The organism is bacterium, assembly GCA_035308905.1.
Classification (GTDB): Bacteria; Sysuimicrobiota; Sysuimicrobiia; order Sysuimicrobiales; family Segetimicrobiaceae; genus DASSJF01.
Map to the genome: position 1 here is coordinate 13673 of DATGFS010000008.1, position 26557 is coordinate 40229.

At 71.8% G+C, this 26557-nt stretch carries 28 protein-coding genes; 3 read left to right on the plus strand and 25 right to left on the minus strand.

The genetic code is table 11. The features are described 5' to 3' along the window. Positions 1-39 precede the first annotated feature (39 nt). Genes VKT83_02360 through VKT83_02370 form a run of 3 tightly spaced genes read left to right on the plus strand, consistent with a single transcriptional unit; the run spans position 40 to position 2181 of the window. Complete coding sequence (locus VKT83_02360; GenBank protein ID HLY21287.1) at positions 40-672, plus strand: plastocyanin/azurin family copper-binding protein; 633 nt, start codon at positions 40-42, stop codon at positions 670-672. Positions 673-685: 13 nt separating this feature from the next. Continuing rightward, positions 686-1150, plus strand: a complete 465-nt coding sequence (locus VKT83_02365) for a hypothetical protein (GenBank protein ID HLY21288.1) — start codon at positions 686-688, stop codon at positions 1148-1150. Then, a complete protein-coding gene (locus tag VKT83_02370) occupies positions 1147-2181 on the plus strand; it encodes a cytochrome b N-terminal domain-containing protein (protein HLY21289.1) in 1035 nt (344 codons plus the stop codon). Before VKT83_02365 ends, VKT83_02370 begins: the two co-directional genes overlap by 4 nt. A 50-nt stretch (positions 2182-2231) precedes the next feature. Here VKT83_02370 and VKT83_02375 read toward each other — a convergent pair whose 3' ends face one another. The 25 genes from VKT83_02375 to VKT83_02495 all read right to left on the minus strand — a co-directional run bounded on the left by VKT83_02375 (position 2232) and on the right by VKT83_02495 (position 26385). Then, entirely contained in the window at positions 2232-2774 is a 543-nt protein-coding gene (locus VKT83_02375) for a hemerythrin domain-containing protein (protein HLY21290.1), read from the minus strand. Continuing rightward, positions 2771-3514, minus strand: coding sequence for a glucose 1-dehydrogenase (locus VKT83_02380; protein HLY21291.1), 744 nt, complete (start codon positions 3512-3514; stop codon positions 2771-2773). The genes VKT83_02375 and VKT83_02380 overlap by 4 nt, the downstream gene beginning before the upstream one ends. A 19-nt stretch (positions 3515-3533) precedes the next feature. After that, entirely contained in the window at positions 3534-4511 is a 978-nt protein-coding gene (locus tag VKT83_02385) for an enoyl-CoA hydratase/isomerase family protein (GenBank protein ID HLY21292.1), read from the minus strand. Between the two features lie 30 nt (positions 4512-4541). Then, positions 4542-5351 carry an acyl-CoA dehydratase activase gene (locus tag VKT83_02390; protein ID HLY21293.1) on the minus strand — a complete coding sequence of 270 codons (810 nt, stop codon included), beginning with the start codon at positions 5349-5351 and terminating at the stop codon, positions 4542-4544. Continuing rightward, positions 5348-6160 carry an acyl-CoA dehydratase activase gene (locus tag VKT83_02395; protein HLY21294.1) on the minus strand — a complete coding sequence of 271 codons (813 nt, stop codon included), beginning with the start codon at positions 6158-6160 and terminating at the stop codon, positions 5348-5350. The genes VKT83_02390 and VKT83_02395 overlap by 4 nt, the downstream gene beginning before the upstream one ends. A 5-nt stretch (positions 6161-6165) precedes the next feature. Beyond that, positions 6166-7491 carry a 2-hydroxyacyl-CoA dehydratase family protein gene (locus VKT83_02400; GenBank protein HLY21295.1) on the minus strand — a complete coding sequence of 442 codons (1326 nt, stop codon included), beginning with the start codon at positions 7489-7491 and terminating at the stop codon, positions 6166-6168. A gap of 29 nt (positions 7492-7520) precedes the next feature. Continuing rightward, on the minus strand, positions 7521-8690 hold the full coding sequence (locus VKT83_02405; protein HLY21296.1) for a 2-hydroxyacyl-CoA dehydratase family protein: 1170 nt from the start codon (positions 8688-8690) through the stop codon (positions 7521-7523). Between the two features lie 135 nt (positions 8691-8825). Next, complete coding sequence (locus tag VKT83_02410) at positions 8826-9464, minus strand: LuxR C-terminal-related transcriptional regulator (protein ID HLY21297.1); 639 nt, start codon at positions 9462-9464, stop codon at positions 8826-8828. Between the two features lie 38 nt (positions 9465-9502). Next, positions 9503-10633 (minus strand): XdhC family protein, encoded by a 1131-nt coding sequence (locus tag VKT83_02415; GenBank protein HLY21298.1) that lies wholly within the window; start codon positions 10631-10633, stop codon positions 9503-9505. Then, positions 10630-11790, minus strand: a complete 1161-nt coding sequence (locus tag VKT83_02420) for a PrpF domain-containing protein (protein ID HLY21299.1) — start codon at positions 11788-11790, stop codon at positions 10630-10632. Before VKT83_02420 ends, VKT83_02415 begins: the two co-directional genes overlap by 4 nt. A 4-nt stretch (positions 11791-11794) precedes the next feature. After that, a complete protein-coding gene (locus VKT83_02425; GenBank protein HLY21300.1) occupies positions 11795-12937 on the minus strand; it encodes a thiolase family protein in 1143 nt (380 codons plus the stop codon). Continuing rightward, positions 12930-13352 carry a Zn-ribbon domain-containing OB-fold protein gene (locus VKT83_02430; GenBank protein HLY21301.1) on the minus strand — a complete coding sequence of 141 codons (423 nt, stop codon included), beginning with the start codon at positions 13350-13352 and terminating at the stop codon, positions 12930-12932. The genes VKT83_02425 and VKT83_02430 overlap by 8 nt, the downstream gene beginning before the upstream one ends. Before the next feature lies 1 nt (position 13353). Next, positions 13354-14100: an SDR family NAD(P)-dependent oxidoreductase gene (locus VKT83_02435; protein HLY21302.1), complete on the minus strand. Its 747-nt coding sequence runs from the start codon at positions 14098-14100 to the stop codon at positions 13354-13356. A gap of 14 nt (positions 14101-14114) precedes the next feature. After that, complete coding sequence (locus VKT83_02440; protein ID HLY21303.1) at positions 14115-14903, minus strand: enoyl-CoA hydratase-related protein; 789 nt, start codon at positions 14901-14903, stop codon at positions 14115-14117. Then, positions 14881-16146 carry a CoA transferase gene (locus VKT83_02445; GenBank protein ID HLY21304.1) on the minus strand — a complete coding sequence of 422 codons (1266 nt, stop codon included), beginning with the start codon at positions 16144-16146 and terminating at the stop codon, positions 14881-14883. The genes VKT83_02440 and VKT83_02445 overlap by 23 nt, the downstream gene beginning before the upstream one ends. Further along, positions 16133-16810, minus strand: coding sequence for a TetR/AcrR family transcriptional regulator (locus VKT83_02450; protein ID HLY21305.1), 678 nt, complete (start codon positions 16808-16810; stop codon positions 16133-16135). Before VKT83_02450 ends, VKT83_02445 begins: the two co-directional genes overlap by 14 nt. Next, positions 16807-17373, minus strand: a complete 567-nt coding sequence (locus VKT83_02455) for a 2-oxoacid:acceptor oxidoreductase family protein (GenBank protein HLY21306.1) — start codon at positions 17371-17373, stop codon at positions 16807-16809. Before VKT83_02455 ends, VKT83_02450 begins: the two co-directional genes overlap by 4 nt. Further along, positions 17370-18209 carry a thiamine pyrophosphate-dependent enzyme gene (locus VKT83_02460; protein ID HLY21307.1) on the minus strand — a complete coding sequence of 280 codons (840 nt, stop codon included), beginning with the start codon at positions 18207-18209 and terminating at the stop codon, positions 17370-17372. The genes VKT83_02455 and VKT83_02460 overlap by 4 nt, the downstream gene beginning before the upstream one ends. Beyond that, complete coding sequence (locus tag VKT83_02465; GenBank protein ID HLY21308.1) at positions 18209-19360, minus strand: 2-oxoacid:acceptor oxidoreductase subunit alpha; 1152 nt, start codon at positions 19358-19360, stop codon at positions 18209-18211. Before VKT83_02465 ends, VKT83_02460 begins: the two co-directional genes overlap by 1 nt. After that, on the minus strand, positions 19357-20229 hold the full coding sequence (locus VKT83_02470; protein HLY21309.1) for a 2-oxoacid:acceptor oxidoreductase family protein: 873 nt from the start codon (positions 20227-20229) through the stop codon (positions 19357-19359). The genes VKT83_02465 and VKT83_02470 overlap by 4 nt, the downstream gene beginning before the upstream one ends. Beyond that, on the minus strand, positions 20222-22066 hold the full coding sequence (gene iorA / locus VKT83_02475) for an indolepyruvate ferredoxin oxidoreductase subunit alpha (GenBank protein ID HLY21310.1): 1845 nt from the start codon (positions 22064-22066) through the stop codon (positions 20222-20224). Before iorA ends, VKT83_02470 begins: the two co-directional genes overlap by 8 nt. Further along, the gene (locus VKT83_02480) at positions 22066-23298 is read right to left on the minus strand and encodes a LeuA family protein (GenBank protein HLY21311.1); all 1233 of its coding nucleotides are present in this window, start codon (positions 23296-23298) and stop codon (positions 22066-22068) included. Before VKT83_02480 ends, iorA begins: the two co-directional genes overlap by 1 nt. Further along, a complete protein-coding gene (locus VKT83_02485; GenBank protein HLY21312.1) occupies positions 23295-24587 on the minus strand; it encodes a phenylacetate--CoA ligase in 1293 nt (430 codons plus the stop codon). The genes VKT83_02480 and VKT83_02485 overlap by 4 nt, the downstream gene beginning before the upstream one ends. Further along, complete coding sequence (gene leuD, locus VKT83_02490; GenBank protein ID HLY21313.1) at positions 24584-25111, minus strand: 3-isopropylmalate dehydratase small subunit; 528 nt, start codon at positions 25109-25111, stop codon at positions 24584-24586. The genes VKT83_02485 and leuD overlap by 4 nt, the downstream gene beginning before the upstream one ends. Continuing rightward, positions 25108-26385 (minus strand): 3-isopropylmalate dehydratase large subunit, encoded by a 1278-nt coding sequence (locus VKT83_02495; GenBank protein HLY21314.1) that lies wholly within the window; start codon positions 26383-26385, stop codon positions 25108-25110. The genes leuD and VKT83_02495 overlap by 4 nt, the downstream gene beginning before the upstream one ends. Between the last annotated feature and the right edge of the window lie 172 nt (positions 26386-26557).

The window sequence follows — 26557 nt, forward strand, 5'->3', positions numbered from 1 at the left end:
GTCTACGGTTCCGGTACAACGAGCGCCGGAGCCGCCGGGATGGTGACAATCCCCGGAGACTCGTACAATCCGGCGGCCATCGTGATCGATGTGGGACAAACCGTCACGTGGGTCAACAAGGACACCGACCCGCACGTGAGCACGACCGTGCCCGGCACGCCGGCGTCGTTCACACTCGTCCACCCGGCGGGGAAGTCGGCGTCGTTCACGTTCACGAAGGCCGGGATCTACCCCTACTACTGTCTCGACCACGCGACCTTCAACCCGAGTCTCCGGCGGGCCGTGGCGCGCAAAGAGGCGGATACGTTTCCGGTGGCGATGGAAGGGTTGATCGTGGTCAAGGGACCCGGGCTCACCGGCTCGCAGTCGGCGACGATGAAGATCGCCGGCGGCGCCTATGCGCCGGACATCGCCGTCGTGCGCGCCGGCGGCAAGGTCACGTGGATCAACGAAGATCACACCGCGCACACGGCGACGTTCGTTGGAGCCGGCACGCCAAACCTCAGCCTCGCCGCCGGCAAGAGCGGCTCGGCAACGTTCGCGAAGCCGGGCGTGTACTTCTTTTACGACCAGCGTGGCGCGACGTACAATTCGAAGCTCGGACTGGCGGCGGCCAAGAAGGGAGCGCCTAACTTCCCCATCGCCACGCAGGGCTACGTGGTGGTGCTCTAGCAACCCGGCGCCGGTGATTCGGACCCGCATTAGGTCGGCGGCGGCCGGCGGAGCGGCCGCCGCGATCCTGTTGTTCGGCTTGTCGGCGCTCCCGGCGACGCCGGCGGCTCAACTGCCGGCGACCCCCCGGGATGCGCTGACGCTGGTACGCCAGGCCCTGGCCGCCCTCGAAGTGAGTCCGCCCGACGTCGCCGTCGCAACCGAGCGGGTAATCAAGGCGCTGTTCGCTCAGGACACGCGCGGCGTGGACATGCCGCGGGTACGGGACGCCGCCCAGGCGCTCGGTGCGGAAGATGCCACGGCGGCCGCCGCCTACCTCATGCAGGCGCTCCATCCCGCGGAGGCCGAACCCTCGGGCGTGGATCGGACCCTCCTCGTCCCTGTTCGGCCGCGCTTCACCGCCACGCCGGCTGTCTACGAACTGCTGGCCGCCGCGGCGCTGTTGATCGGTGCGGGGAGCTTGATCGCACGCAAATGACGCCGTCGTCCCGCTGGAAACGATTGTGGACGGCGGTGGACGCCAGGCTGGCGCTTCACAACTTCCTCTACGAGGTTCCGGCCTACGCGAACACGCTGCCGTACGTCCTGGGCGCGATCACGCTCGCCGGGCTCGTGATCCTGGTCGGTACCGGCATTCTCCTCGGGCAATTCTATGTCCCCGATCCCGGCGCGGCGAATCAGAGCATCCGGGCCATCATCACCCAAGTGCCCGCCGGCGAGGTCATTCGCGGCATCCACATCTGGGCCGCACACTTGACGGTCATCGTCCTGTTGCTGCATGTGATCCGCGTCTACGCGACGGGCGCGTACCGCTTCCCGCGCGAGGCCAATTGGGCCGTAGGCGTCGCGTTGCTCGCGACGATGCTGGCGCTGTTCTATACGGGGACCGTGCTGCGGTGGGACCAGTTGGGGATAGAGGCCCTGGAGCACAACACTGCCTTCGCGGCGCTGCTCGGCGTATTCGGCGGCTGGTTCTCGCCGGCGTTTTCCAGTCACGTGCCGCTTCTCACCCGGCTGTACATGGCGCACGTCAGCCTGCTGCCGATGCTGTTTTTCATCCTGCTCGTCACGCATATCTATCTCGTCAGACAACACGGGATCTCGGCGGCTCTCGTGCGTTCCGAACCCGCCGCCGTCAGGTACACGTTCGCCCAGCACCTCAAGAAAGCGGCCGGGTACGGCTGCATCATGCTCGGCTTGGCGCTCGCGCTGAGCGTCATCTTCCCCGACGGAGAAGGCGCGGCACCCGTGTCCGGCATCGAAGTCACGAAACCGCCATGGCTCTTCCTGCCGTTGTACGGCCTCGAGAACCTCTTTGGGTTGCAGGGCCTGTGGGGCGCCGTGATCTTCTTCTTGTGGCTGTTGGCCGTCCCGATCCTAGACCGCGGTCGCGCGCCGGGATGGAGCGGCCGGCGGCGGGCATTGGCGGCGGGCGCGGCGGTCATGGCGGCCCTGACCGGCCTCGGCATGTTTGCCTGGTTGACGCAGCCGGTCGCCCACTTCCACTAAGTCCGCCGCAGCCGGGAAACCTCGCGGCAGCGTTCAGTACGTTGGCCCGGTCAGCGTGTTCGGGTCTCGGCCAGCCGCGTGAGGACGTCGCGCGCGCCGGCCCCGAATGCGCCGTCGGTCTCCTCGAAGCACCGCCGCACGCCGGCCTCGTCCTCATCCCCCACGACGGCGTCGCCGATGGGAAAGAGGACCTGGGTCTCTTTGGCGATGTGCGCGCGCAGGAGATGCACGTAGTCGCGGCAGGCGCCGAGCACGTCCTCCAGCGTCGCGCTGCCGGCTTCGTGCCGGGCCAGGGTGTCATCGATGACCCCGACCAGCCGGCGGCCCTCCTCGTGTTCGCGCAGCATGACCCCGATCGGTCCGCCCTCCACCGGCACCCCGCACTTCGCGAGGCAGGGAAAGAAACACCGTTCCTCTTTCCCGTGATGGCACCGGTCCACGAACATCCGGCTGAACGCCACCACGCCCCGGAGAAACGCCGCGGGAACGACGCGAGTGCCGGCCGCGTCCGTCACGGCGCGATCGAGCGCCGCCAGCACGTCTTCGATGACGCGGTGCTCGGCCGTCAATTCCTGCGTCGCGCGGACGGTCATACCATCGTGAGGCCGCCGCCGACGGCGAGCGTCTGGCCGGTGATGAACGACGCGGCGTCCGACGCGAGGAAGACGGCGGCGTGGGCGACCTCTTCGGGCCGGGCCAGCCGGCCGAGGGGCGTCGCCTTGACGATCGCGGAGATGAGCTTCTCGTTGCCGGCGGCGATCATGCCCTGCAGCAGCGGCGTGTCGGTGAGCCCGGGCGCCACGACGTTGACGCGGATGCCGTCGCGCGCCACCTCGCGCGCGAGCGCCTTGCTGAAGGCGATCACCGCACCCTTGGCGCCGGAGTACACCGCTTCCCCCGACGAGCCGGCGCGCCCCGCCTCGGAGGCGATGTTCACGATGGCGCCGCTGCGCCGCCCGCTCATGTGGGGCACCACCGTATGGCAGGTCGCCAGCATCCCCCGGTAGTTCACGGCGATCACGCGGTCCCAAAACTCCTCGGTACTGTCCACGAACCGCCCGATCCGGTCCCAACCGGCCGCGTTGACCAGCACGTCGATCCGCCCCCACGCGGCCACCACCCGATCGACACCGGCGACGACGCTGCGGCGGTCGGTGACGTCCATCACCACCGGCATGCCCGCGCGGGCCGCCTCCGCCACTTCTCCGGCCCCCGCCGCGTTGATGTCGGCGACGGCCACACGGCCGCCCGCCGAGGCAAACGCCGCGCAGATCGCCTTGCCGATGCCGCTTGCGCCTCCGGTTACCAGAACCACCCGATCGCCGGCTGTCATGCGCGCGCCCCGGCGGCCGCTACAACTTCTGTCCGCAGTGGCCGCAGAACGCCATCTCCTCGGGCAGGCCGCGCGCCCCGCACGCCGGACACGTGCCCGTCGGCGGGCCCCAGACCGATTCCGTCGCCTCGCCGTCGCGCGCCCGCGCACGCAGCGCCCGGTAGTCGACCGGCCGCTTGTCGACGAACGCCGTCATGCCTTCCCAGGGCTCGCGGGAGGCGAAGTGCAGGCTCAGCCAGTCCCGGGCGTGGCCCGCGGTCAGGTGCCAGGGGAGGTCTTTCCAGAAGTTCAGCTGCTGCTTGGTGTACCTGAGACACTCCGGGAACTTGTCGATGAGGTTTTGGCAGAGCGTGTCGACGGCCGCGTCGAGCTCGCTCCGCGGCACCACGCGATTGACGAGGCCCCACTCGAGCGCCTGCCGCGCGGTGACGGGCTCGCAGGTGAGGAGCATCTCGCGGGCCCGCCGGTCCCCGATCATGATCGGCAGCCACTGCGTGGCGCCGCCCGCCGCGACGCTGCCGACTTTCGTGCCCACCTGCCGGATGGTGACGTCATCCGCGGCCACCGCGAGGTCGCAGTCCATGTTCCACTCATTGCCGCCGCCCGCCACGATCCCGTTCAGCCTGGCGATCGTGGGCTTGCCGATGTTGCGCAGCGCGTCGTGCGCCTCGATGAAGAGGGTCATGTACTTCCAGTAGTCGCGCGGCCGCCGGGTGTACTCGCCGGCGTACTCCGCGACGTCCCCGCCGGTGCAGAACGCCCGGTCCCCCGCGCCGGTAAGCACCAGCACGGCGACCCCGTCGTCGTAGGAGGCGTCGCGAAAGGCGTCGCGCATCTCGACGAGGGTGTGCGCCCGGTAGGCGTTGTAGACCTTCGGCCGGTTGATCGTGACCCGCGCCACCCAGTCGCGCTTCTCATAGAGGATGTCCTGAAAGTGAAACTCCGCCGGCTCCCGCGGCTCCAGGGCTGCGGGAGCCGGCTCGGGCATGGTCTTCATGGTCGATCCTCCTCCCTCTCGCCCGCCTCGCTAGGCGGTCCGTTGCTCGGTCAGTTTGCGGGCCCGCTCGCGGCCCAACAGGGCGGCACCCATCGCGCCCGCGTACACGCCCAACTCGTCAGCGGCGACGTGGAACGTCACACCGAGCGCTTCCTCGATCGCCCGGCGCAGAAGCGGCACCCGTGTGAGGCCGCCCGTGAGCGCGTACTCCGGCTCGGGCCGGACCCGCTTGAACACCTGGCCGGCGCGTTCCGCGAGCGCCATCACGGCGCCGGCGCACACGTCTTCCGCGCTCTGCCCGGCGGTCAGGTGGTTGATAACCTCGGACTCGGCGAAGACGGCGCACACGCTGGAAATCGTCACGGGCGACTTCGCGGCCCCGGCGAGCGGGGCGATGTCCGCGGCGCCGTACCCGAGGTAGCGCATCGTCTTTTCCAGAAACGCGCCGCTGCCGGCCGCGCACTTGTCGTTCAGGCGAAACGCCTTGACCCGTCCGCGCTCGCCGAGGCGGATGGCCTTCACGGTCTGGCCGCCGATGTCCAGCACGCTGCGGACCGACGGGAACAGCCGGTACACGGCGTGCGCATGGCACGTGAGCTCGGTGATGGCGAGATCCCGGAACGGGACCATGTAGCGGCCGTAGCCCGTGGCGGCCACGTAGCCGATCTCGTCGCGCGGGATCCCCGCGGATTCGAGCGCGGCGGCGAGGCCGCGCTCCGCGGCCTTGGCGAAGTCGTAGCCGCTCGGGATCGCGGCCATTCCGGCGAGCGGGCCGTCGTCGCCCGCGAGCACCACCTTCGTGTACGCCGAGCCGACGTCGATGCCGGCGGTGAAACTCATGACGGTCCGCCTCCCCCGGCGCCGGCTTCCGCGCCCACCAGCATCCGGTCGAGCGCGTACAGCGCCGCGCCGATCGCCCCGCAATAGTGTGACTCCTCGCTGACGTTGAGCGGCACGCCGGTCAGATCCGCGAGCAGCTTCACCATCGCGACGTTCCGGGCTACGCCGCCCGTGAAGGTGACCTCGGGCTCGATCCCCACGCGCCGCAGCAACGACAGGCTGCGGGAGGCGATCGCCGTGTGCACGCCCATCAGCACGTCCTCGGTCTTTCGGCCCCGGGCGAGCCAGCCCAGGATCTCCGATTCCGCGAAGACCGTGCACGTCGTGGTCATCGTCACCGCGTTCTTGGCGCGCAGCGCGAGCGGGCCGAGCTCGCCGAGGGGGATCTCCAACGCCTGCGACGCGGCGCCGAGAAACCGGCCGGTCCCCGCCGAGCACTTGTCGTTCATGCTGAAATCCAGCACCTGGCCGGTCTCGCTGACGCGGATCGCCTTGGTGTCCTGCCCGCCGATGTCGAGCACGCTGCGGGTCCCGGGGAACAGGTAGACGGCGCCGCGCGCGTGGCAGGAGATCTCCGTGACCTGGGCGTGTCCGAATTCCACCCGGAACCGCCCGTAGCCGGTCCCGATGACGCACGCCACGTCCGCCTCGGCGGCCCCGGCGGTCGCGAGCGCCTGGCGGAACGCCGTCCCGGCCGCGTCGGTCAACCGGACGCCGGTGTCGACGATCGCGCGGCCGACAAGCCGCGTGTCGTCCATCACGACCGCTTTGGTTTGGGTGGATCCCACGTCCACCCCGCCGACCAGCATCTCCCTCACCTCGCCGCGTTCGCGTCGGATGGCCGCCTAATGCCGGCCTCGTGAGATCCCGTCGCCCGGCGCCCGGCCAGCGACTCGATAAACGCGTCGATCCGGTTCTTGAGCTGCGCATCCGACCACATCCGCGGGTCCACAAGGTCCGATTGGATGAACAGCCCCGGAATGTCGAAATGGGTGCGCAGCCACTCGCGGACGTCCGGGAGGCCGGTGGACGTGGTGCGGCACGACTTCACGCCGTGGAAGCAGATGCCGTCCACGGACCACTCCCGGACCGTCTCGGCGAGCCAGTCCTGCGCGTAGAACATCGGTGTGCTGAACCCCCGCCAGGCGGAGAGCAGCAGCGTCTCGGCCAGACTCTCGATCGGGCGGGTCACGTCGTAGGCGAAGTCCGAGCCGAAGCCGCCGCCGGCGAACACCATGTACGTGCTGTGGACGAAGACCCCGCCCCACTCCTCGAACAGCTCGGCGAAGCGCTTGAGCGCGGCGTAGCATGTGGTGCCGGTCAGGAGCAGCCGGTATTTCTCGTTAAGCGTGCCCATCCCGAGGTGGATGCGCTCGCGCAGTTCCTCCGCGGCGCCCTCGAAGAACCGGGACCCCTCGGGCGTGCCCCGGTAGAGGTTGGAGATGCCTTGGAACACGATGCCCTCGCGGATCGCGCTGAACGGCGCGGGCCGGTGGCGGTTCAGCGACAGCACGGCCTGGTAGCCAGCGGCCATGCGGTTGACCTCGGCCATCACCTCGCGCAGCCGGTCGATGTCGAAGCGCCGGCCGGTCAGACGCTCGCAGAGGCCGATCAGGTCCCGCAGCTGCCCCTCCACGTAGCGCCGGTCGTTCCGGAAGGCCTCGCCGTCGACCCGCGGGGTCACGTCGCCCCCGCGCCAGGCCGGCAGGTCGAGGACGAACACCGGGCAGTGGTACATCTGCTCCCAGATCTCGGCCCACTTGATGTAGGTGTTGCACATGTTCGTCGCGATCGCGAGCGCGGGCTTGGGGACGGTCCCGTTGGGATGCTGGCGGTCCTTGAGCTGCAGCCCCACGTCCGCCTTCACGTAGCCGCAGATATCGGGGGAGTAGCCGTAGCCCTCGGCGGTTTGCAAGTATTCAAGCGACCGGCCGCGCACGGCGGTTTGCAGCGACGTGATCTCGGGACAATTGATGGGCAGATCGAACACCCGCAAGATTTCGTCGAGGGAGCCCATCACAAAGACGTACGCCGTCGGGCGCCCCGCCCCGTCGGCGGCCGTCATCTCCTGCCACCACCGGTCCATCAGACGGCGGCCCTCGTTGCGGATGAAGCCGATCGGCGTCTTTGTCTCGGCCATCGTAGGGCCCCCCGGCCCGGCGTATTTGCTCATGCGAAGTCGAGCAATAGCGACTCGGCGAACGTCTCGACTTCCATCCGCATCTGCTCGAAAACGGTCATCTTCTCTTCGAACTCCATCACGAGGTGCGGGATCCCCGCCTTCTCGAGCGCGCGGATGTGGTTGACCTGCTCCTCCAGCCCCGGCTCGCACATCTTGGGCGCGGCGACGATCGCGGCCTCGGCAGTGGCCTCCCGGATGCGCCGGAGCAGCATCTCCGGTTTGGGTTTGCGCGGATCGTGCTGCACGGGGCTGTAGCTCGATCCGTCGAGGTACGCGCGGGCGAGGTTCGCGAGCGGGTCGCCGTCGGTCGGGACGTCCTCGGTCAGCCAGCGCAGCCCGATCAGCAGATCGTCGTCCACGATGTAACAGGCGTCCTGGATCACCGCGAGCAGGTCGGCGGGAGGCTGCTCGCAGTAGCCGCCCTCGAAGACGACGCGAATCTTGTCCTGCCGCTTGCCCGGCCGCTGGGGCACCAACTCGAGCACTTGGCGGAGCAGGACGTTGTGCTCTTCGCGCGGCATGACCCCGCCCGCGCGCACGAGCGTGTACGCCTCCACCGCGGACAGCAGCCACGGCGTCTCCCGCTTGACGCGGTACAGCTCGCGGAGGAGCCGCCGGTTCTCGTTGAACAGCGCGATACTCCGGCACAAGGCGGCCTCCATGATCGGCCGCCCCGTGGTCTCCTCGATCACGTGGGCGATCCGGCGGTACTCGTCCCGCAGGTAGGCTGCAGCGTGCGGCGAGGTGACGTTCTGCGGCAGGTAGAGCATCTGGCAGTTGACCTTCGGCAGGTTGCGCACCCACACGCCGCAGGCGTTGCGTGCCGCGTCGCAGATCGGCGGCGTGACGAACACCGAGAGAAAGTCCAGCCGGCCGGTGAGAGCCAGTTCGAGGGAGCTGCGGATGATGGAGCACACGAACGCGGCGATCCGCGCGTCGGCTTTGCGGATCTGCACCGCGCTGCCCGCCCCAAGAATCTTGACCGGCAGCATGCCGGCGGCGTGCGGGATCTCCTCGGGGAAGTACACCTGGAAGTGGCCGAGGACTTTGCCCCCTGGATTGGCCTCGAGCCACCGGTGGACCGCGGGGAACTCCGGATCCTCCACCAGGGCCCGGCAGTCCTCGAGGATGGCGTCCACACTGTGCCCCGAGGCCATCAGCCGCCTCCCGACCGAGCGCTCGTTCGAATGCCTTGGTCCCACGGTATCGCGGTGGGGGCGCGGGAACAATGACGCGGCCGGCCTATTTCCCTGAGGCAGATGCTCTAGGGGAGCGATTCCCCTACCGCGGGGTCAAATAATTCCGCTGCGGAAGGCGAGGGCGACGGCTTCGAGGCGGCTGTGCACCGCCAGCTTCGTCAGGATGCTCTGCGTGTGGTTGCGGACGGTGGCGGTGCTGATGAAGAGCCGCCGCGCCATGGCCTGGGTGCCTTCCCCGCGGGCCATGAGACACAGGATCTCCCGTTCGCGCGCGGTCAGCTGACCCGGGGCATCCGCCGGCGAACTCGCGGACGGCGCGCCGTTTCCGTCGCCGCCGGGGACGGCCTCCGGGTGGCGTTCTCTGCGGGCGGCCGTCACGTCCCGGAAGAGGTGGACGACGATGTTGCCGCCGGCGCCCGGCACCAGCACCGTGCTGACGTTGAGCCGCCGCTCCGCGCCGTCCTTGCCCTGGGTCGTGAGGTCGTAGGCGTGCGCCATCTCGTCACGGCGCGCCATAGTCAGCACGCTGCAGTGCGGATGGCAGAAGAGATTCCCGACCGCGTCGCGCCCGCGCACCACGTCGTGGCACGCCCGGCCGAGCACCTCCGCGGCCGAATACCCCAACACCGACTCCGCGGCGCGATTCCAGAGAATCACGCGGCAGGCCGGGTCCACGGCCATCACCCCGTCGGTGGTGCGCGTGAACAAATCGAGAACGTCGGTGGACCCCACGGCCGCCGCGGGCGCGCGGCGGCGCCGACTCCGCCGGGCTACCGGGGCCGGCTTGCGGCGTCGCTCCACTCGGGCCATGTTGCGGCGGGCGTTCGGTGCTCCGCACGGGGAATCCTCTCCGAGAGCGGCCGCTCATCCCTGAGCGCGATGATCTCCGCGGCGATCGCGACCGCCACCTCCTCGGGGGTGCGCGCCCCGAGATCGAGGCCGATCGGAGCGCGGACCCGGGTGAGCGCGTCCGCGGGCACGCCCGCGGCGCGGAGCGCCGTGCACCGGGCCGCATGGGTCCGGCGGCTGCCGAGGATGCCGATGTAGCCCGCGGAGGTCGTAAGCGCGATTTGGAGCAGCGGCAGGTCGAACTTCGGATCGTGCGTGAGGATGCAGATCGCGGTCCGCCGGTCGACCGGAGCGCGGGTCAGAAACTCGTCCGGCCACTGGACCGCGATGGCGTCGGCGTCCGGGATTCGCGCCCGGGTGGCGAGCGCCGCCCGGGCGTCGCACACGGTGACGCGGTAGCCCAAAAACTTCCCGATGCGCGCGACCGCCGCGGCGTGGACCGTCGCGCCGAAGAGATACATCGCCGGCGCCGGCGCGAACGAGTTGATGAACACCTCCACGTCCGCGCGCTCGCGCGCGCCGGCGCCGTACCGGCGCGCGCCGGTCTGCGCCCGCTCGAGCATCGCCCGGGCGTCGGCGGTCACCTCGCCGTCCAGCGCCGGATCTCCGAACCCGCCGAGCGTCCGATCCGGCGCGACGAGCATCTTCGCGCCCGCGTGCGGCCCGGTCACCTCGGTCGCGAGGGCGACCGGACGATCCTCTCGGACCGCCCGCGCGAACGCGGCGAACAGCTCCCCCGTCCCCGTCACGCGTTCGACGAAGATGTGAACGATGCCGCCGCAGGACAGCCCGATGGCGACCGCGTCCTCGTCGGAAATGCCGTAGGTCACGCGCGCGGGGCGGCCGGTCCGGATCACCTGCGCCGCCTCCTCGATCACCGCCGCTTCCACACAGCCCCCGGACACGGAGCCGGCGACTTCAAGATCCTCGGTGACCGCCATCACGGCGCCGGGATCGCGGGGCGCGGAGCGCTCCGTGGCGATCACGGTCGCGAGGCCGACGCGCCTGCCCCCGGCCAGCCAGCGCTCGACGCGGTCCAGGACGTCCTTCATCGCCGCGCGCCCGCATACGCGCCGAGGACGGCGCGGCGGACCAGCGCGTGCCCCTCCATCAGACGCCGGGCGGTGCGGAAGTAACCCGCCTCGCGGACGGTCCACGGCGGACCGCCGGACACCAAGGCCCGCGCCGGCATCACCCCGCCGGGATGGCCGATGCGGATCTCCCGATCGTGCCGGGCGCGGGCGGACGCCGTTGCGGGAACGGTCCCTGCGATCCGCGCCGCGACCGCGGTGCACGTGGCCGCGGTTCCCGGAAACGTCTTGTGCAGCATCGGCGGCCGGCCGCCGGCCAGACGCGCGAGCAGATCCACCTCGTCCGGACGCACGTCCCGGCCGGCAAATGTTTGATAGGCGAGCGGCGGCGCCACGGCGACGGGGAGCGGGACGAGCCCGTCGGCGGACAGGCCCAGGCGGGCGGCCGCGGCATCCTTGACCGCGACGAGGGCCCGCAGGTGCGCGGCCGTGAAGTTCGCGGGGCCTTCGGCGCCGGTCATGCCTACGTCGGCCGCTGCGACGAACACACACAGGTTGGCAACGTCGACGATGCTCGCCTCCACCGAACCGCCGAGCGCCGGCACGTGCAGGCGGTCGAGGGGCCGCCCCGTGGGCAGCAGGCGTCCCGTCACGGCGCCGACGGTACCGGTGAAGTCGAGGACGATCTCCGCGCCGCTGCCGGGCACGCCGTCGATCACCGTCTCCCCCTCCACCGCCGGGGAGCCGTCGCGGACCGGCACGTGCGCGACGAAGACCTTGGCGGTGTTCGTGTTGTGGACCCGCACCGAGGTCACGGGCTCCGAGGCGCGGACAAAGCCTTCTTCGATGGCGTACACTCCCACGGCCGCCGACAGGTTGCCGCAGTTGATGTCGTAGTCCACGACCGGCTCGCGGATGCTGACCTGGCCGAACGTGTAATCTACGTCGGCGTCGGAGCGCGTAGGTGGGCCGATGATCGCGACCTTGCTGGTGAGGATGTCCGCGCCGCCGAGCCCGTCGATCTGGCGGGGATCGGGACTGCCGAAGAGCGCGAGGATGGTTTGGTCGCGGGCGGCCCGATCGGCGGGCAGGTCGGCCGCCGACAGAAACACGCCCTTACTCGTGCCGCCCCGCATCAGCACGCATCTGATGGCGGCCTGTTCCCGCACGGTCCGCACCCCCCTACGTCGTCACGATCTGCACGGTGCACGCCGCGCCTTCGATGCCCGCCGCCTTGCCGCCGCGGCAGTGCGCCAGGCCCACGCGGGCGCCCTCGACCTGCCGGCTGCCCGCCGCGCCGCGCAGCTGGCGGACGATCTCGACGACCTGCGCGACGCCGGTCGCGCCGAGCGGATGGCCCTTGCCGAGCAGGCCGCCGCTCGGATTGATCGGCAGGCGGCCGCCGATGTCGGCGTCGCCGCGCTCGAGCGCCGCGGGATAGGTCCCCGCGGCGTGGAGGCCCAGGCCCTCGACGCGTAATATTTCGGCGATGGAGAAGCAATCGTGGACCTCCGCGAGATCGATCTCCTCGGGTCCCAGACCGGCACGCTCGTAGGCGTCCCAGGCCGTCTGCCGGGTCAGCGGCTCGAACGCCATCGATCCCGGCTCGGCCTCGACGATGCCGGTTCGCAGCGCCGACGCGGCGAGACGCATCGCCCGCCCCGGCCCGGACCGGCACGCCACGCGGTCGCTGCACAATACCGCGGCGGCCGCGCCGTCGCTCACCGGCGAACAATCGTGCAGGCACAGCGGGTCCGCGATCGGGCGCGAGGCCAGCACCTCGTCGAGCGTGACCGGCGTCCGGATCTGGGCGAGCGGGTTGCGGGCGGCGTTCCGCTTGTTCTTCACCGAGACCATCGCGATCTGCCGGCGGGTCGTGCCGAACTCGGCCATGTGCCGCCGCGCGCGCATCGCGTAGATCGCCGGCATGGTGAGACCCACCGCGCCCTCGATGTCGTCCTCGTCGGGGGTGAGCGCGCCGCGAAACCTGGCCGTGAGGTGCTCGACACCGACGGCGAGCACGATGTCGTGCGCGCCGGCGAGGATGGCCAGCATCGCCTCCCGGATCGCGACGGCGCCGCTGCTGCACGCGTCCTCCACGTTCACCAGCGGGATGCCCGCAAGCCCCGCGCCGGCCAGGACGCGCTGCCCGGTCACCATGCCTTGGAAGACATGCCCGCAGTACGCCGCCTCGACGCGGCGGGGATCCAGGCCGGCGTCCGCGATCGCGTCGAGCACGGCGTCCACGCCCAGGTCCGCCGCGGTGCGATCCGGATGCTTGCCGAACTTCGTCATCCCGACGCCGGCGATCCACACGTCAGCCATCGCGCGCCTCCGCCGCCGGGTGGAACCGGTAGCCCAGCACCGGTCGGCCTTCCGCGTTCACGCCCACCGGTTCGACCCGCAGCTCCACCGGCATGCCGATGCGCACGTCACCGGGCGCAGCCGCCAGCTGCGCCAGGAGGCGCACGCCCTCCGGAAGATCGGCGTACGCGAGCACGTACGGCGTGGCGAACGCCGGCGTCGACTGGTGCACCGTCGTGTACGTGTAGAGCGTGCCGCGCGTGCTGAGCGGCACGGCCGTCATCGCCGAGGAGCGGCACCGGGCGCAGATCCGGCGCCGGGGAAAGAAATGCGCGCCGCATGCCTCGCAGCGGCTCCCGAGGAGCCGGGGCGTCCCGCCGGCGTCGACGTCGAAGAGTCCGGGACGAAGCGGGACCGCCGCCGTCGTGACCGCCACGTCAGTAGGCTCCCACGCTGCGGCCGCCGCAGACGTACAGCAGCTGTCCGGTCACGTACGACGCCTCGTCGCTCGCGAAGAACCCCACCGCGTTGGCGATGTCGGCGGGGGTCCCGATGCGGCCGGCGGGCACGGTCTTGAGCAGACGCTCCTGGACGTCGTCTTTGAGCGCGCGGAACAACGGGGTGTCGACCAGCGCCGGCGCGACCGCGTTGACCGTGATGCCGAACTTGCCGAGCTCCAACGCCAGCGTGCGGGTCACGCTGACCACGGCGCCCTTGCTCGCCGCGTAGTTGACCTGGCCCGGGTTGCCGAGCCAGGCCCGCGACGCGATGCTCACGATGCGGCCGCGGCGCTGCTCCATCATGAGCGGCACCGCCTCGCGGCACAGCAGGTAGCACGACTTGAGGTTCACGCGGAGCACTTCGTCCCAGTCCTCCTCGGACATCTTGGTGAGGTAGCGGTCGCGGGCGATCCCGGCGTTGTTGACGAGGATGTCGACGGTCCCGAAGGCCTCGCGCGCCGTCCGCACGACCTCCGCGGCGCCGGCCGCGCGGCTGATGTCCGCGGCCACCCCGACGGCCTGCGCGTCCGCGTCCTCGAGGCCGGCGACGACGCGCCGGACGCGGTCGGCGATCACGTCGTTGACCACCACCTTGGCGCCCCCGGCGGCCAGGTGGCGCGCGATCCCCTCGCCGATTCCCTGCCCGGCTCCGGTGACAACGGCCACTCGTCCCTGAACGCCCATCGTCGCTCCCCCTTCTATCGCCCGGCGAAATGCGGCTCGCGTTTTTCCACGAACGCCTGAATGCCCTCACGGCGGTCCCGGCTGCCGCGCAGCACCGCGTGCGCCGTGCGTTCGAACGCGAGTCCGGCCTCGAGGCTGACGTCGTGGCACACGTGCACCGCCGTCTTGATGGCGGCGATCGACAGCGGCGCCCGCGACGCAATGGTGCGCGCCAGCGCCCGGGCGCCTTCCAGCAGCCCGTCGCGCGGGACGAGCCGGTTGACGAGGCCGATGCGGTAGGCCTCGGCGGCGTCGATGTGCTCGCCCGTGAACATCAGTTCTTTGGCCCGGGCCGCGCCGATCGCGCGCGTCAGCCGCTGGGTGCCGCCGGCGCCGGGCATGCTGCCGACTTTGGCCTCCGGGAACCCGAACCGGGCCCCCTCCGCCGCCACCCGCAGGTCGCACGCCAACGCGAGCTCCAATCCGCCCCCCAGTACGTAGCCATGGAGGGCGGCGATCACCGGCAGCGGGAGCGCCTCGATCTGGCCGAACACCCGTCGCACACCTTCGGCGAGCAGATCGCGGCCGGCGCCGTCGTGCTGGTATTCCTGCGACCGCGCCTTCAGGTCGGCGCCGACGCAGAACGCCTTCTCACCCGCGGCGGCGAGGATCAGCGCCCGCACCTCGCCGCCGGTCGCAACGTCTGCCAGCACCTCACCGATCCGATCCAGCATCGCGGCCGTCAACGCGTTCAGCGCTTCGGGCCGGTTGAGCGTCAACACGCCGATCGTCTCCTGCCGGTCAAACAGCACGGCTTCGCCCACGTGTCTCCCTCCTCCGGCGCGGAGGTTCCGCGCCCTGACCGCGCACCGGGGCGGCGCGCCCGGGCACGACGCCCGCGGCCGCGGCCGCGGCGATCTCTCGAACCGAAAACCCTGCCTCCAGGAGCACCTCCACGGAGTGCTCGCCCGGGAGCGGCGCCGGCCGCGTGACGGCCGTCGGTGTCTCGCTGAGACGCAGCGGGCTGCCGATCACGGCCGTCCGTCCGAGCCGCGGGTGTTCGAACGACACCACCATATTGTTGTGGCGCACCTGCGGGTGGGCGACCACTTCCGGATAGGTGGCGATAGAGCCGCAGATGATGTCGGCGGCGTCCAGCGTGGATACCCACTCCGCCGAGCTCCGGGTCCGGAAGATCGGGATCAGCGCCTCACGCAGCGCGGCACGGTGGCGCACGCGCGCTTCGTTGGAGGCGAATCGGGCGTCCGCGGCGAGGTCCCGGCGGCCGAGCACCTCGCACAACGCGGCCCATCGTTCCGGGGTGTACGCGGCCACCATGATGAAGCCGTCGCGCGTCGGAAAGGCTTCGTTCGGCGCGGCGTACGCCGCGCCGCTGCCGGTGCGATCGGGCGGCTTCCCCGAGGCGAGGTACATCGCCAGCGGCACGGTCTGAAACGCGAGCAGCGCGTCGAGCAGCGCCACGTCCACCCGCTGCCCGCGCCCGGTGCGCTCGCGGGCGAACAGGGCGGCGAGCACGCCCTGCGCGGCGAGAAATCCCGCGGAGGTGTCCGCCGCCGGCACGCCGACCTTGACCGGGCCGCCGTCCGGTTCACCGGTCACGCTCATGAGGCCGCTCGCGCCCTGGACGATGCCGTCGACGCCGGGCCGGTGGCGCCAGGGCCCGTCCTGACCGAACGCGGAGATCGCGCAGTACACGAGCCGGGGATGATCCGCGGCCAGCGTCTCATAGCCGAGGCCGAGCCTCACCATCACACCGGGCCGGAAGCTCTCGACGAGCACGTCGGTATGCGCCGCGAGACGCGCGACGATATCGCGGCCGCCCGGCCGTTTGAGGTCGACGACGACGCTGCGCTTGTTGCGGTTCATCCCGATGAACGCCGCCGCGACATCCCCGACGAACGGCGGACCCAGCGCCCGGCCCCACTCGCCGCCGGGCGGTTCGACCTTCACGACCCGCGCGCCGAGGTCGCCGAGGTGCATCGTACAGATCGGCCCTGCCGCGCCCTGCGAGAGATCGAGGACGCGGATGCCGTCAAGCGCGCCCATCCCGCCCCCCTCTCCCGCCCGCGAGCAGGCCGACCGCGTAGTCGCCGAACCGCTCGGCGATCTCTTCTGCGCGAAGCCGCCCCTCAGGCCGGTACCAGCGGACGACCCAGTTGACGATCCCCAGGACCGCGAATCCCGCCAGCCGCACGTCGGTCGGCGCGAACTCGCCCGCCGCGATGCCGTCCGCGATGATGCGGCGGTAGCATCCCTCGTAGCGATCGCGCGTGACCTGATGCGCGGCGCGGAATTCGGGCGCGAGCCAGCGTCCTTCCTCGAGAAAGCACGCCACGTTGTCGTGGTCGCGCGCCAGCGTGAGAATGTGCAGCCGCACCGCCCGGCGGAGCCGTGCGGCGGCGGGTGACGGACTGGACGCGATGCGCTCGAGCGCCGGCAGGGAGTGCTCGAGCGCGTGCTGGAGGATCTCGAAGAGCAGCCGCTGCTTGCCGGTGATGTAGTGGTAGAGCGATCCCTTCTTGAGACCCACCGCGTCCGCGATGCTTTGAACCGTCGTGCGCTCGAAGCCCTGACGGCGGAACAGAGCCGCGGCCGCCTTGAGGATCGACGCGCGCATGCCCTCGGGACGGCGCCCGTCGTGCGCGCCCGCGGCGTGCGCCGCGTCCAGCTCCGCCAGCGTGGCCGCCCCGCGGCGCACGGCCGCACTCATGACGCGGCCGCGCCATCCCGGCGCCGCGCCGCGGCGAGTTTGCGCCCCGCGTCGAGCGCCGCGAGGTTGGCGGTCCGGGAGGCCTCCGGCACCCGGCGCGCCGCCGCGTCCGCGAGGAGCCCGGCCGGCACGACCCCGGTCAACTCGCACAGGAGGCCCAGCATCACCATGTTGGCGCCGCGCGTGGATCCTCCGATCGCCCGCGCCGTCTCGAGGATCGGCAGCGCGTAGGGAGCGGCCGCCTCGCGCGCCTCGCCCTCCGCGCCCGCGACACATCCCGCGTCCACGATCGCCACGCCTTCCGGCGCAAGCGCGTGCCGCGACCGTTCCCACGCTTCCCGTGTGAGCACCGCCAGCACGTCGAGCCGCCGGGGAACCGGGAAGGCCACGCGCTCATCGCTGATGATCAGGTCGGACCGGCTCGCGCCACCCCGCGACTCCGGTCCGTGCGCCTGCGTGCAGACGACGCGGCGGCCCGCGGCGACCGCGGCCTCGGCCAGGATCAACCCGGCGAGGGCAATCCCATGGCCACCCGCGCCGCCGAGGCGGATCGCGAGCCTCATCGGCTCTTCCCTCCGGCGGCGAGCGCGCGGACGCGCGCGCAGAATTCGGGCCGCTCGATCTCGACCAGCACGCCGGTATCGAGGGGGACCGCGGCCGGGGCCGCGTCGCTCTCGTGCAGGAGCGTGGACGCGCCGGACGCGAGCGGAGCATCGATCGCCGCGGCCGCGCGCTTCTGGCCGTAGAGCATCGCGGTGGGGCTGCCGAGCCCGTTGTACCGGCCGTAGAACTCCGGGCAGTCGCTGATCACCTCGATGAACGCGAAACCCGGGTGGCGCAGCCCGCGGAGGAACAGGTCTTCCAGCACCGCCGGCTCGTACGCGAGCCCCCGGCCCACGAACGTCGCGCCGGCGGCGGCGATCAGGCGGCACGCGTCGAACGGCGCCTCGACGTTGCCGTACGGCGACGTGGTCGTGGTCGCGCCGCCCGGCGTCGTCGGCGCCAGCTGCCCGCCGGTCATCCCGTACACCTCGTTGTTGAAGAGGACGCAGGTCAGATCGATGTTCCGGCGCGCGGCGTGGATGAGGTGGTTGCCGCCGATCGCGAGCCCGTCGCCGTCGCCGGTGAGGACGATCACGTGAAGATCGGGGCGCGCCAGTTTCAGGCCCGTGGCAAAGGCCGGCGCGCGGCCGTGGGTCGTGTGCAGGGTGCAGAAATCCAGGCTGCCCACGAGGCGGCTGCTGCATCCGATGCCGGCCACGACCGCGACCGAATCCTGCGCCACGTCGAGGCGGTCGATCGCGCGGAGCAGCGCCCCGGCCACGATCCCGTGGCTGCAGCCGGGACAGAGAATGTGCGGCATCAGCGCCGGACGCAGGAAGCGGCGGATGTCGCCCATCACACGCGCGCCCCGGCCGGACACAACGCTTCGACGCAGGCCAGGATCTGCTCCGGCTCGATCAGCTCGCCGTCGGCGCGGTGGCACGGCACCACCGGGACCCGGCCGCCGGCGGCCCGCTCCACCTCCCGCGTGATCTGGCCGAGATTCATCTCGGCCACCACGAGCGCCTTGACGGACGCCGCGGTGCGCCGCACGCTCTCGTCGGGAAACGGCCACAGCACGATCGGGCGCAGCAACCCCGCGCGGATGCCGCGCCGCCGCGCCTCGCCGACGGCCTCCTCCGCCGCGCGGGCGGCGCTGCCGCAGGCGACGATCGCCACCTCGGCGTCGTCGAGCTGCAGGGTGCGGACCGGCGCGACCACGCTCTGGTATGATGCGATCTTGTCGAGCCGGCGGCGCTGGTGCGCCGCGGCGGTGCGGGGATCCTGCGTGGGATAGCCGCGATCGTCGTGCGCAAGACCGGTGACGTGGAACCGGTAGCCGCTCCCGAAGTCCGCGATCGGCGCGATGCCGTCCGCGTCCGCCTCGTACGGCCGGTATCGCGCCGGCGGCACCGCCGGACGGCGGCGGCCCGGCACGCCGCCGTCCGGCACCGCGGGCAGCACCGCCTCCTCGCGCATGTGCGCGAGCATCTCGTCGTAGAGCACGATCACCGGCGTGCGGAACCGCTCCGCGAGCGCAAAGGCCGCGACGGTCAGCTCGTACACCTCGGCCACCGAGCCCGGCGTCAGGACGAGGCTCGGCACGTCGCCGTGGGTGCCCCAGCGGACCTGCATCATGTCGCCCTGCGACGGCGACGTCGGGAGGCCGGTGCTCGGCCCGCCGCGCATGACGTTCACGATCACGCACGGCACCTCGGCCATCGCGGCGAAGCCGATGTGCTCCTGCATGAGCGAGAATCCCGGCCCGCTTGTCGCGGTCATGGCCCGCAGTCCGCCGAGGGACGCGCCGATCACGGCGGCGAGCGACGCGATCTCGTCTTCCATCTGCACGAACACACCGCCGGCGGCGGGAAGCCGCCGGGCCATCCCTTCGGCGATCTCCGACGACGGCGTGATCGGATACCCGGCGTAGAAGCGGCAGCCGGCCGCGATCGCCCCGGCCGCGCACGCCGCGTTGCCCTGCAGGAGCTGCGGAGTCTGGTTCACGGCGTCCCTCCCGCGGAGGCCGCGGCCGGGCGGCGGCGCACAGTGACCGCGAAGTCGGGACAGAGATACTCGCACAGCCGGCACCCGGTGCAGGCGGCGGGGTCGGCAACCTCGGCGATCGCGCGGGCGTTCAGCCGGAGGCAGTGCTCGGGACACACCCGCACGCAGATGTCGCACCCCTTGCACCACGCGGCGGCGATCTCGACCTCCGCGGCGGGCGACCACGACGTTGACGCGGCCGGCAACGATGACATCGAAGCCGGTGCGGCCGGCCGCGCCGGCGCGAGCGCGAGACCCTCGCGGAACGCACGCACGTTCATCTCCGCCGTCCGCGCCGGCACGTGGCGAACGATCGTCTCCTCCCACGCATCGCGCGGGAGCTCGAGATGGACGGCGAGCACGCCGAGCAGCACCGTGTTCGTCAGGCTGGCGGAGCCCGCGCCGCGGGCCACGGCTAGGGCATCGACCGTGTGCACGGGTCCGCGGTGATCCGCGAGGACCGCGCGGTCGAACGCGGGGTAGGCGCGCGCCCAGCGGCGGTGGTCGAGGTGGGCCGCGGGGGGGACGATCTGCGCCGTACCGGAGATGAACACGCCGTCGGGGCGCAGATAGGACCGCCACCGGAGCCCTTCCGCCCACTCGAGCGCCACCAGCGCGTCGGCTTCGCCGACGCCGATGAGCGGGCTGTGCACCGCCGCGCCGTAGCGGACGTGACTGAACACGATCCCGCCCCGCTTGGACATGCCGTGGACCTCGCTCTTCTTCACGTCGAAGCCCGCGGCGAGGGCCACATCGGCCAGGATGTTGCCGGCGAGCACGACCCCCTGACCGCCGACGCCGACGATGAGGACGCTGCGTGTGCTAGGCATCGGGGGACGCTCCGTCGCGGCCGCGTGGGGCCGGTTCGCGCGGACTCATCACGATGGCGCCGGTGGGACACAGCTGCGGGCAGATCGCGCATCCGGAACACAACGCCGGATCGATCGAGACCTTGAATCGCCCCTCGTAGGACTCATCGGTCCAGAGGAGCGCCGGGCACCCCATCGCCATGCACGCCTGGCAGGCGTTGCAGGCCTCCCCGGCCACCGTGAACGGCGGCCGGCGGATCTTCACGGGCGCTTCGACACACGGACGGTTGGTGATGACAACCGACACCCCGGGATGCGCGACGGCCGCCTCGAGCGCGCGATGGGTGGCGCCGATATCGTACGGGTCCACCACCCGGATCCACTGCACGCCCAAGGACCGGCACAGGGCCACCAGATCGGTGCGCGCCGCCGCGTCGCCCCGGATCGTCCGGCCGGTCGCCGGGTGCGGCTGCCCGCCCGTCATCGCGGTCGTGCCGTTGTCGAGGATCAGGACGGTGATCGGCGTGCGGTTGTAGACCGCGTCCAGCAGGGCGGACATGCCGGAATGCAGGAACGTCGAGTCGCCGAGCGCGGCCACCACCGGGCCGCCCCGCGCGCCGGACCGCGCAAGGCCGATCGCCATCCCGATGCTCGAGCCCATCGCGAGCGTCGTGTCGATCGCCGCGAGCGGCGGCAGCGCCGCCAGTGTGTAGCAGCCGATGTCCCCTGCGACGACGGCCCCGAGTTGCCGCAGCGCCATGAACGGGACCGTGTGCGGACACCCGGGGCAGAGGACCGGAGGCCGGGGAGTGGCGCGGACCACCGGCACGGGAGACGGTGCGGCCGCGTCCAGCACCCCCGCGCGCGCGAAGCCTTCGCGAACCAGGTCGGGCGTCAGCTCGCCGGTCCGCGGGAAATATGCCTTGCCCTCCACCCGCAGCCCGGCCGCCCGCAGGGCGTCTTCGACGATCGGCTCGAGTTCCTCGACGACGAAGAGCCGGTCGACCGCGGCGGCAAAATCCCGAATGCGCCGGAGCGGAAGCGGAAACGAAAAGCCGAGCCGCAGCACGCTCGCCTCTGGCAGCGCGTCGCGCACGTACTGCGCGGCGATGCCGCCCGTGACGACGCCGACGCGGGGATCGCGCAGCTCGACGGCGTTGAGGGGCGAGATATTCGCCTCCTCCTCAAGCCGGGCCAGCCGCTCGAGCAGGATGGGATGGCGCGCCCGCGCGTGCGCCGGGAGCAGGACGTACTTGGCCGGGTCCCGGCGGAAGCCGGGCCTGGCCGGCGTCCGCCGCCCGCCGATCTCGACGACGCCGCTCCCGTGGCTGATGCGGGTGGTCGTCCGCAGCATGACCGGAGTGTCGTAGGCTTCGCTGAGCTCGAACGCCGCGGCGGTGAAGGCCTTGGCGTCCGCGGAATCCGCCGGCTCCAGGAGCGGAATGCCCGCGAACCGGGCGTAGAGACGGTTGTCCTGCTCGTTCTGAGAACTGTGCATGCCGGGATCGTCGGCGGAGACGACGACCAGACCGGCCCCCACGCCGGTGTAGGCCGCGGCGAGCAGCGTGTCCGCGGCCACGTTGAGGCCGACGTGCTTCATCGCGGCCAGCGCGCGGGCTCCGCCGAGGGACGCGCCGAGCGCCACGTCGAGGGCGACCTTCTCGTTGGACGACCACTCGACGTAGACCCCGTCGCACCGCGCCAGCGCTTCCAGGATCTCGGTGCTGGGCGTACCGGGATACCCGGCCGCCACCGTCACGCCGGCCTCGTAGGCGCCCTGCGCCACGGCTTGGTTGCCGAGGAGCACACGCCGGGCCGGCGCGGTCCCGGGATGCGCGTCGCGCACCGCCGCGTCCATCACGACGCGCGCGACGCCACGAGCGCGAAGATCTCTTCGTCGCGCAGGACGTGCGTGCTCGCCTTGGCGCAGTCGAGCACGCGGCGCACCAGCTCCGGGTGCGGCGCGATGCGGTGCTGCTCGAACCAGTGCATCACGTTGGCCTGGCCGCTCATGGGCCCGACGGTGAGCCGCTGCTCGCGGCCGATGTCCTCGGCCGGCACGCTGCTGTACACCCGGTCGGCGAGCCAGCGGTCGTCCCGGTGCAGGGCCTTGAGGATCGCCGCCGCGTGCACCCCGCTGCTCGTCTCGAACGCGTCCTTGCCGACGATGGGACAGTTGGGAAGCACGGGCAGCGCCACGGCGTCGGCGACGGCCCGGCAGTACTCGGGGAGCGCATGGAGATCGACCTCGGCCCAGCCCATCCAGTCGAGCAGCCGGAGATTCACGAGCAGCTGCTCCATGCTGGTGTTGCCGACGCGCTCGCCGATCCCCAACGCGCAGGCGTGCAGCCGGTCCGCCCCGGCCTCGGCCGCGACGAGGGCGTTGATCACGTCGAGCCCGCGGTCGCGGTGGCCGTGCCAATCGATGGCGACCTCGTCGCCGACCACGCGGCGCACGAACCGGACGAGCCGCCAGGCCCCCCACGGCATGGCGTGTCCGACCGTGTCGGCCACGCAGATCCGCGCGGCCCCGGCCGCCACCGCGGCCGTATAGAGACGCCGCAGGTCGTCGGGGCGGGCGCGGGTGGTGTCCTCGGTGACGAACATCACGTCGAGCCCCAGCCGCCGCGCGTGGGAGACCGCGGTCTCGGCCGTGCGGACGAGAAACTCGATGTCCCAGCCCTCGACGTACTGGCGAATCGGACTGCTCCCGAGGAAGATCGCGGCTTCGATCGCGACCCCGCTCCGCTGCTGGGCCTCCGCGATCGGGACGATGTCGGCCTCGGTGGTCCGGCCGGCGCAGTTCGCGCGGAGCCGCAGCCGGTGCGCGCGGATTTCGCGCGCCAGGGCGACGACGTCTTCCAGCGCCTGCCGGCCGGCGCCCGGGTACCCGAGATTCACGCTGGAGATCCCGAGATCGTCCATGAGATGCAGGATCCGGCGCTTCTGCTCCGGCGACGGCTGCCGGACCGAGGGGCTCTGCAGCCCGTCGCGCAGCGTCTCGTCGTTGATCTCGAGGAGGCCCCGCGGCCGGCGCGGACGCTGGCCCACGGTGTTCCAGTCGTAGATCAGGTCCACCGATTTGATCATGGCCCTCCCCTCCCGGAACGCCGGTCGATGACCCGGAGCGCCTTGCCCTCGCTTCGCGGAATCTCACCCGGCGGCAGCACGGCGACGACGGCGGAGAGTCCGAGGCTCGCCCGCAGGGCGCTTTCCGCGCGCCGCGCGAGGGCCTGACTCTCTCCGGGCGCCGCGCAGCGGCTTTCCACCTGGACCCGCAGCACGTCGAGCGCCCGCGGCCGGTCGATGACGATCTGATAGTGCGGCGTGAGATCCGGAATGCGCAGCAGCACCGATTCGATGTCCGACGGGAACAGGTTGACTCCGCGGACGATCAACATGTCGTCGATCCGGCCGCCGACGCGGGCCATGCGGACGAGCGTGCGGCCGCACGCGCAGGGCCGCGGATCGAGCGAGGTGACGTCGCCGGTCCGGTACCGAAGCAGCGGCGCCGCCTCCTTGGTCAGCGTGGTGAGCACCAGCTCTCCGGACATGCCCGGCGGCAGCGGCGCGCCGGTGGCCGGATCGATCACCTCGGGGAAGAAGTGGTCCTCCTGCACGTGCAGCCCGTTCCTCGCCTCGCACTCCGCCGCGACTCCCGGCCCGATCACCTCGCTGAGTCCGTAGATGTCGGACGCGCGGATCCCGAGGCGGCGCTCGATCTCCGCGCGCGCCGCTTCGGACCAGGGCTCCGCGCCGAACGCGCCGCACCGCAGCGCGGGGGGCGGCCCGCCCGACGCGTCGATCGCCTCGGCGATGTGCAGGGCGTACGACGGCGTGCAGCACAGCACCGTGACCCTGAACTCGCGCAGGAGGCGCACCTGACGCGCGGTGTTGCCGGACGAAGCCGGCAGCACCGCCGCCCCGAGGTGCTGCGCGCCGTAGTGAAAGCCGAGCCCGCCGGTAAACAATCCGTAGCCGAACGCGTTCTGGATGACGTCGCCGCGCCCCACGCCGCCGCCGGCGAGGCAGCGCGCCATCGTCTCGCCCCACGTCTCCCAATCGCGGCGCGTGTACGCGGCCGCCGTCGGCGTCCCCGTCGTGCCCGACGAGCAATGGAACTCCGCGACCTGCTCGCGCGGGCACGCGAGCAGGCCGAACGGATACGAGCGCCGGAGATCGTCCTTCGTGGTGAACGGGATGCGGGTGAGGTCGTCGACGCCGCGGATCTCCGCCGCCCGGACGCCCGCCGCCTCGAGGCGCGCGCGGTAGAACGGCACCGCCTCGGCGACGCGCGCGACGGTCGCGCGCAGCCGCTCGCCCTGCCCCACGCGGAGCGCCGCGCGATCGACGGTCTCCGCGCCGGGGTTCCAGATCATGCCCGGTCCCGGGCGCCGCCCGCGCGCCGGCGGAGCAGCGGGCCGATCCCTCCGGCCCGCAGGACGTCCAGCATCGGCGGTGCGAGCGGCCGGCCGCGCACGACGGCACCGGTGGCGAGGTTGCGGACGATTCCCGCCTCGAGATCGATCTCGAGGCCGTCGCCGTCGGCGACGGCTGCCGCGGCATCCGCGCACGGCAGCGCCGGCAGCCCGATGGCGACGGCGTTCCGTAGAAAGAGGCGGGCGAACGACGCTGCGACGACGCACCCGACCCCGAGCGCCTTGAGCCCTTCCGGCGCCGTCTCACGGCTGCTGCCGCAGCCGAAGTTCCGTCCGGCCACGACCACGTCCCCGGGGCGCACCTCCGCGGCGAAGCGCGGATTGACCGCTTCCAGGGTGTGCGCCGCGCGGACGGCGGGCGGGGCGACCGCGTAGGCGCCGGGAGAGAGCGCGTCGGTGCTGATATCGTCGCCGAAGCGCCACGCCCGGCCGGCAATGCGCAGGCCCGGCGCGCCGGTGTTCATCGCCGCTCCGGCAAGGGGGAGAGCATGCGGCGGGGATCCGTGATCCGGCCGCGGACGGCGCTCGCGGCCACCGTCGCGGGCGACGCCAGGAAGATCTCCGCCTGCGGACTGCCCATCCGCCCGGAGAAGTTGCGGTTGTGCGTCCCGATGCAGCGCTCGCCGGCCGCCAGCACCCCGCCGTGCCCGCCGAAGCACGGCCCGCAGCCGGCCGGCATCAGCAGCGCGCCGGCGTCGACGAGGGTCTCGAGCAGCCCCTCCGACATCGCGTCTCGCTCGATCTGCGAGGACGCGGGGGCCACCAAGAGGCGCGTGCGCGGATGGACGCGGTGGCCCGCGAGGATCCGGGCCGCGACACGCAGATCCTCGAGGCGGCCGTTCGTGCACGAACCGATGAACGCTTGATGGATCGTCACGCCTTCGACCGCCTGGACGGGCTTCACGTGGTCGACGGCGTGCGGCAGTGCGACCCGCGGGCCCAGAGGCTCCAGGTCGAGGCGCACCGCGCGCGCGTACCGCGCGTCCGCATCGGGGCCGAACGCGTCCACGCCGATGTCGCGCCGGCGAAAGTGCCGGACGGTCGCCCCATCCGCCGGAAACAGGCCGAACTTCGCGCCGAGCTCGACGGCCATGTTGGCGATCGTCAGACGGCCGGCGATGTCGACGTCGCCGGCCGCCGGCCCGCCGAATTCCAGCGCCTGGTACTGGGCGCCGTCGGTGCCGATCTGCCCGGCGAGCTCCAACACCACGTCCTTCCACATCACGCCCGCGGCCAGCCGGCCGGCCAGGTCGACGCGAATCGTCGACGGAACCTGAAACCACAACTCCCCGGTGGCCAGGACGTACGCCATCTCGGAGGTCCCGATGCCGGTGCCACCGATCCCGAGGGCGCCGGCGGTCGTCGTATGCGAGTCGGTGCCGAGAAGCAGCTGCCCGGGCTGCGCCAGGCCCCCCTCGGCGACGAGCTGATGGCAGATGCCGTTCCCGGCGTCGAAGAAATGCAGAATCTCAAACTCGCGGACGAACTCGCGGATGCGGCGGTGCACCTCGGCCGCAGCCACCGACGGCGCGGGCACCAGGTGATCCAGCACGACAATCACGCGGGCGCTGTCCCACACCGACGAAAAACCCGACTGCCGGAGCATCTCGAAGACCGGAACCGCAAAGATGTCGTGGAGGAGGGCCATATCGACACGGCCCGTGACGAACTGGCCGGGGACCACCGCGGTCTGGCCGGAGGCGCGGGCGAGGATTTTCTCCGCCATGGTCATTCCCATCGGGGCCCCCCCGATCGCGTTGGGTGCACGAATCACGCGGGACCCGACCAACCGGTCGGTTGATCCTCACTATGGAAGCCGCGGCCGGGAAAGACAATGAAGCGTCCGGCTCAATTGAGATGATGCAAACGCAGGGGTTCGGTGGCGGGGCGGCCGCGAGGAGGGGCGGCGG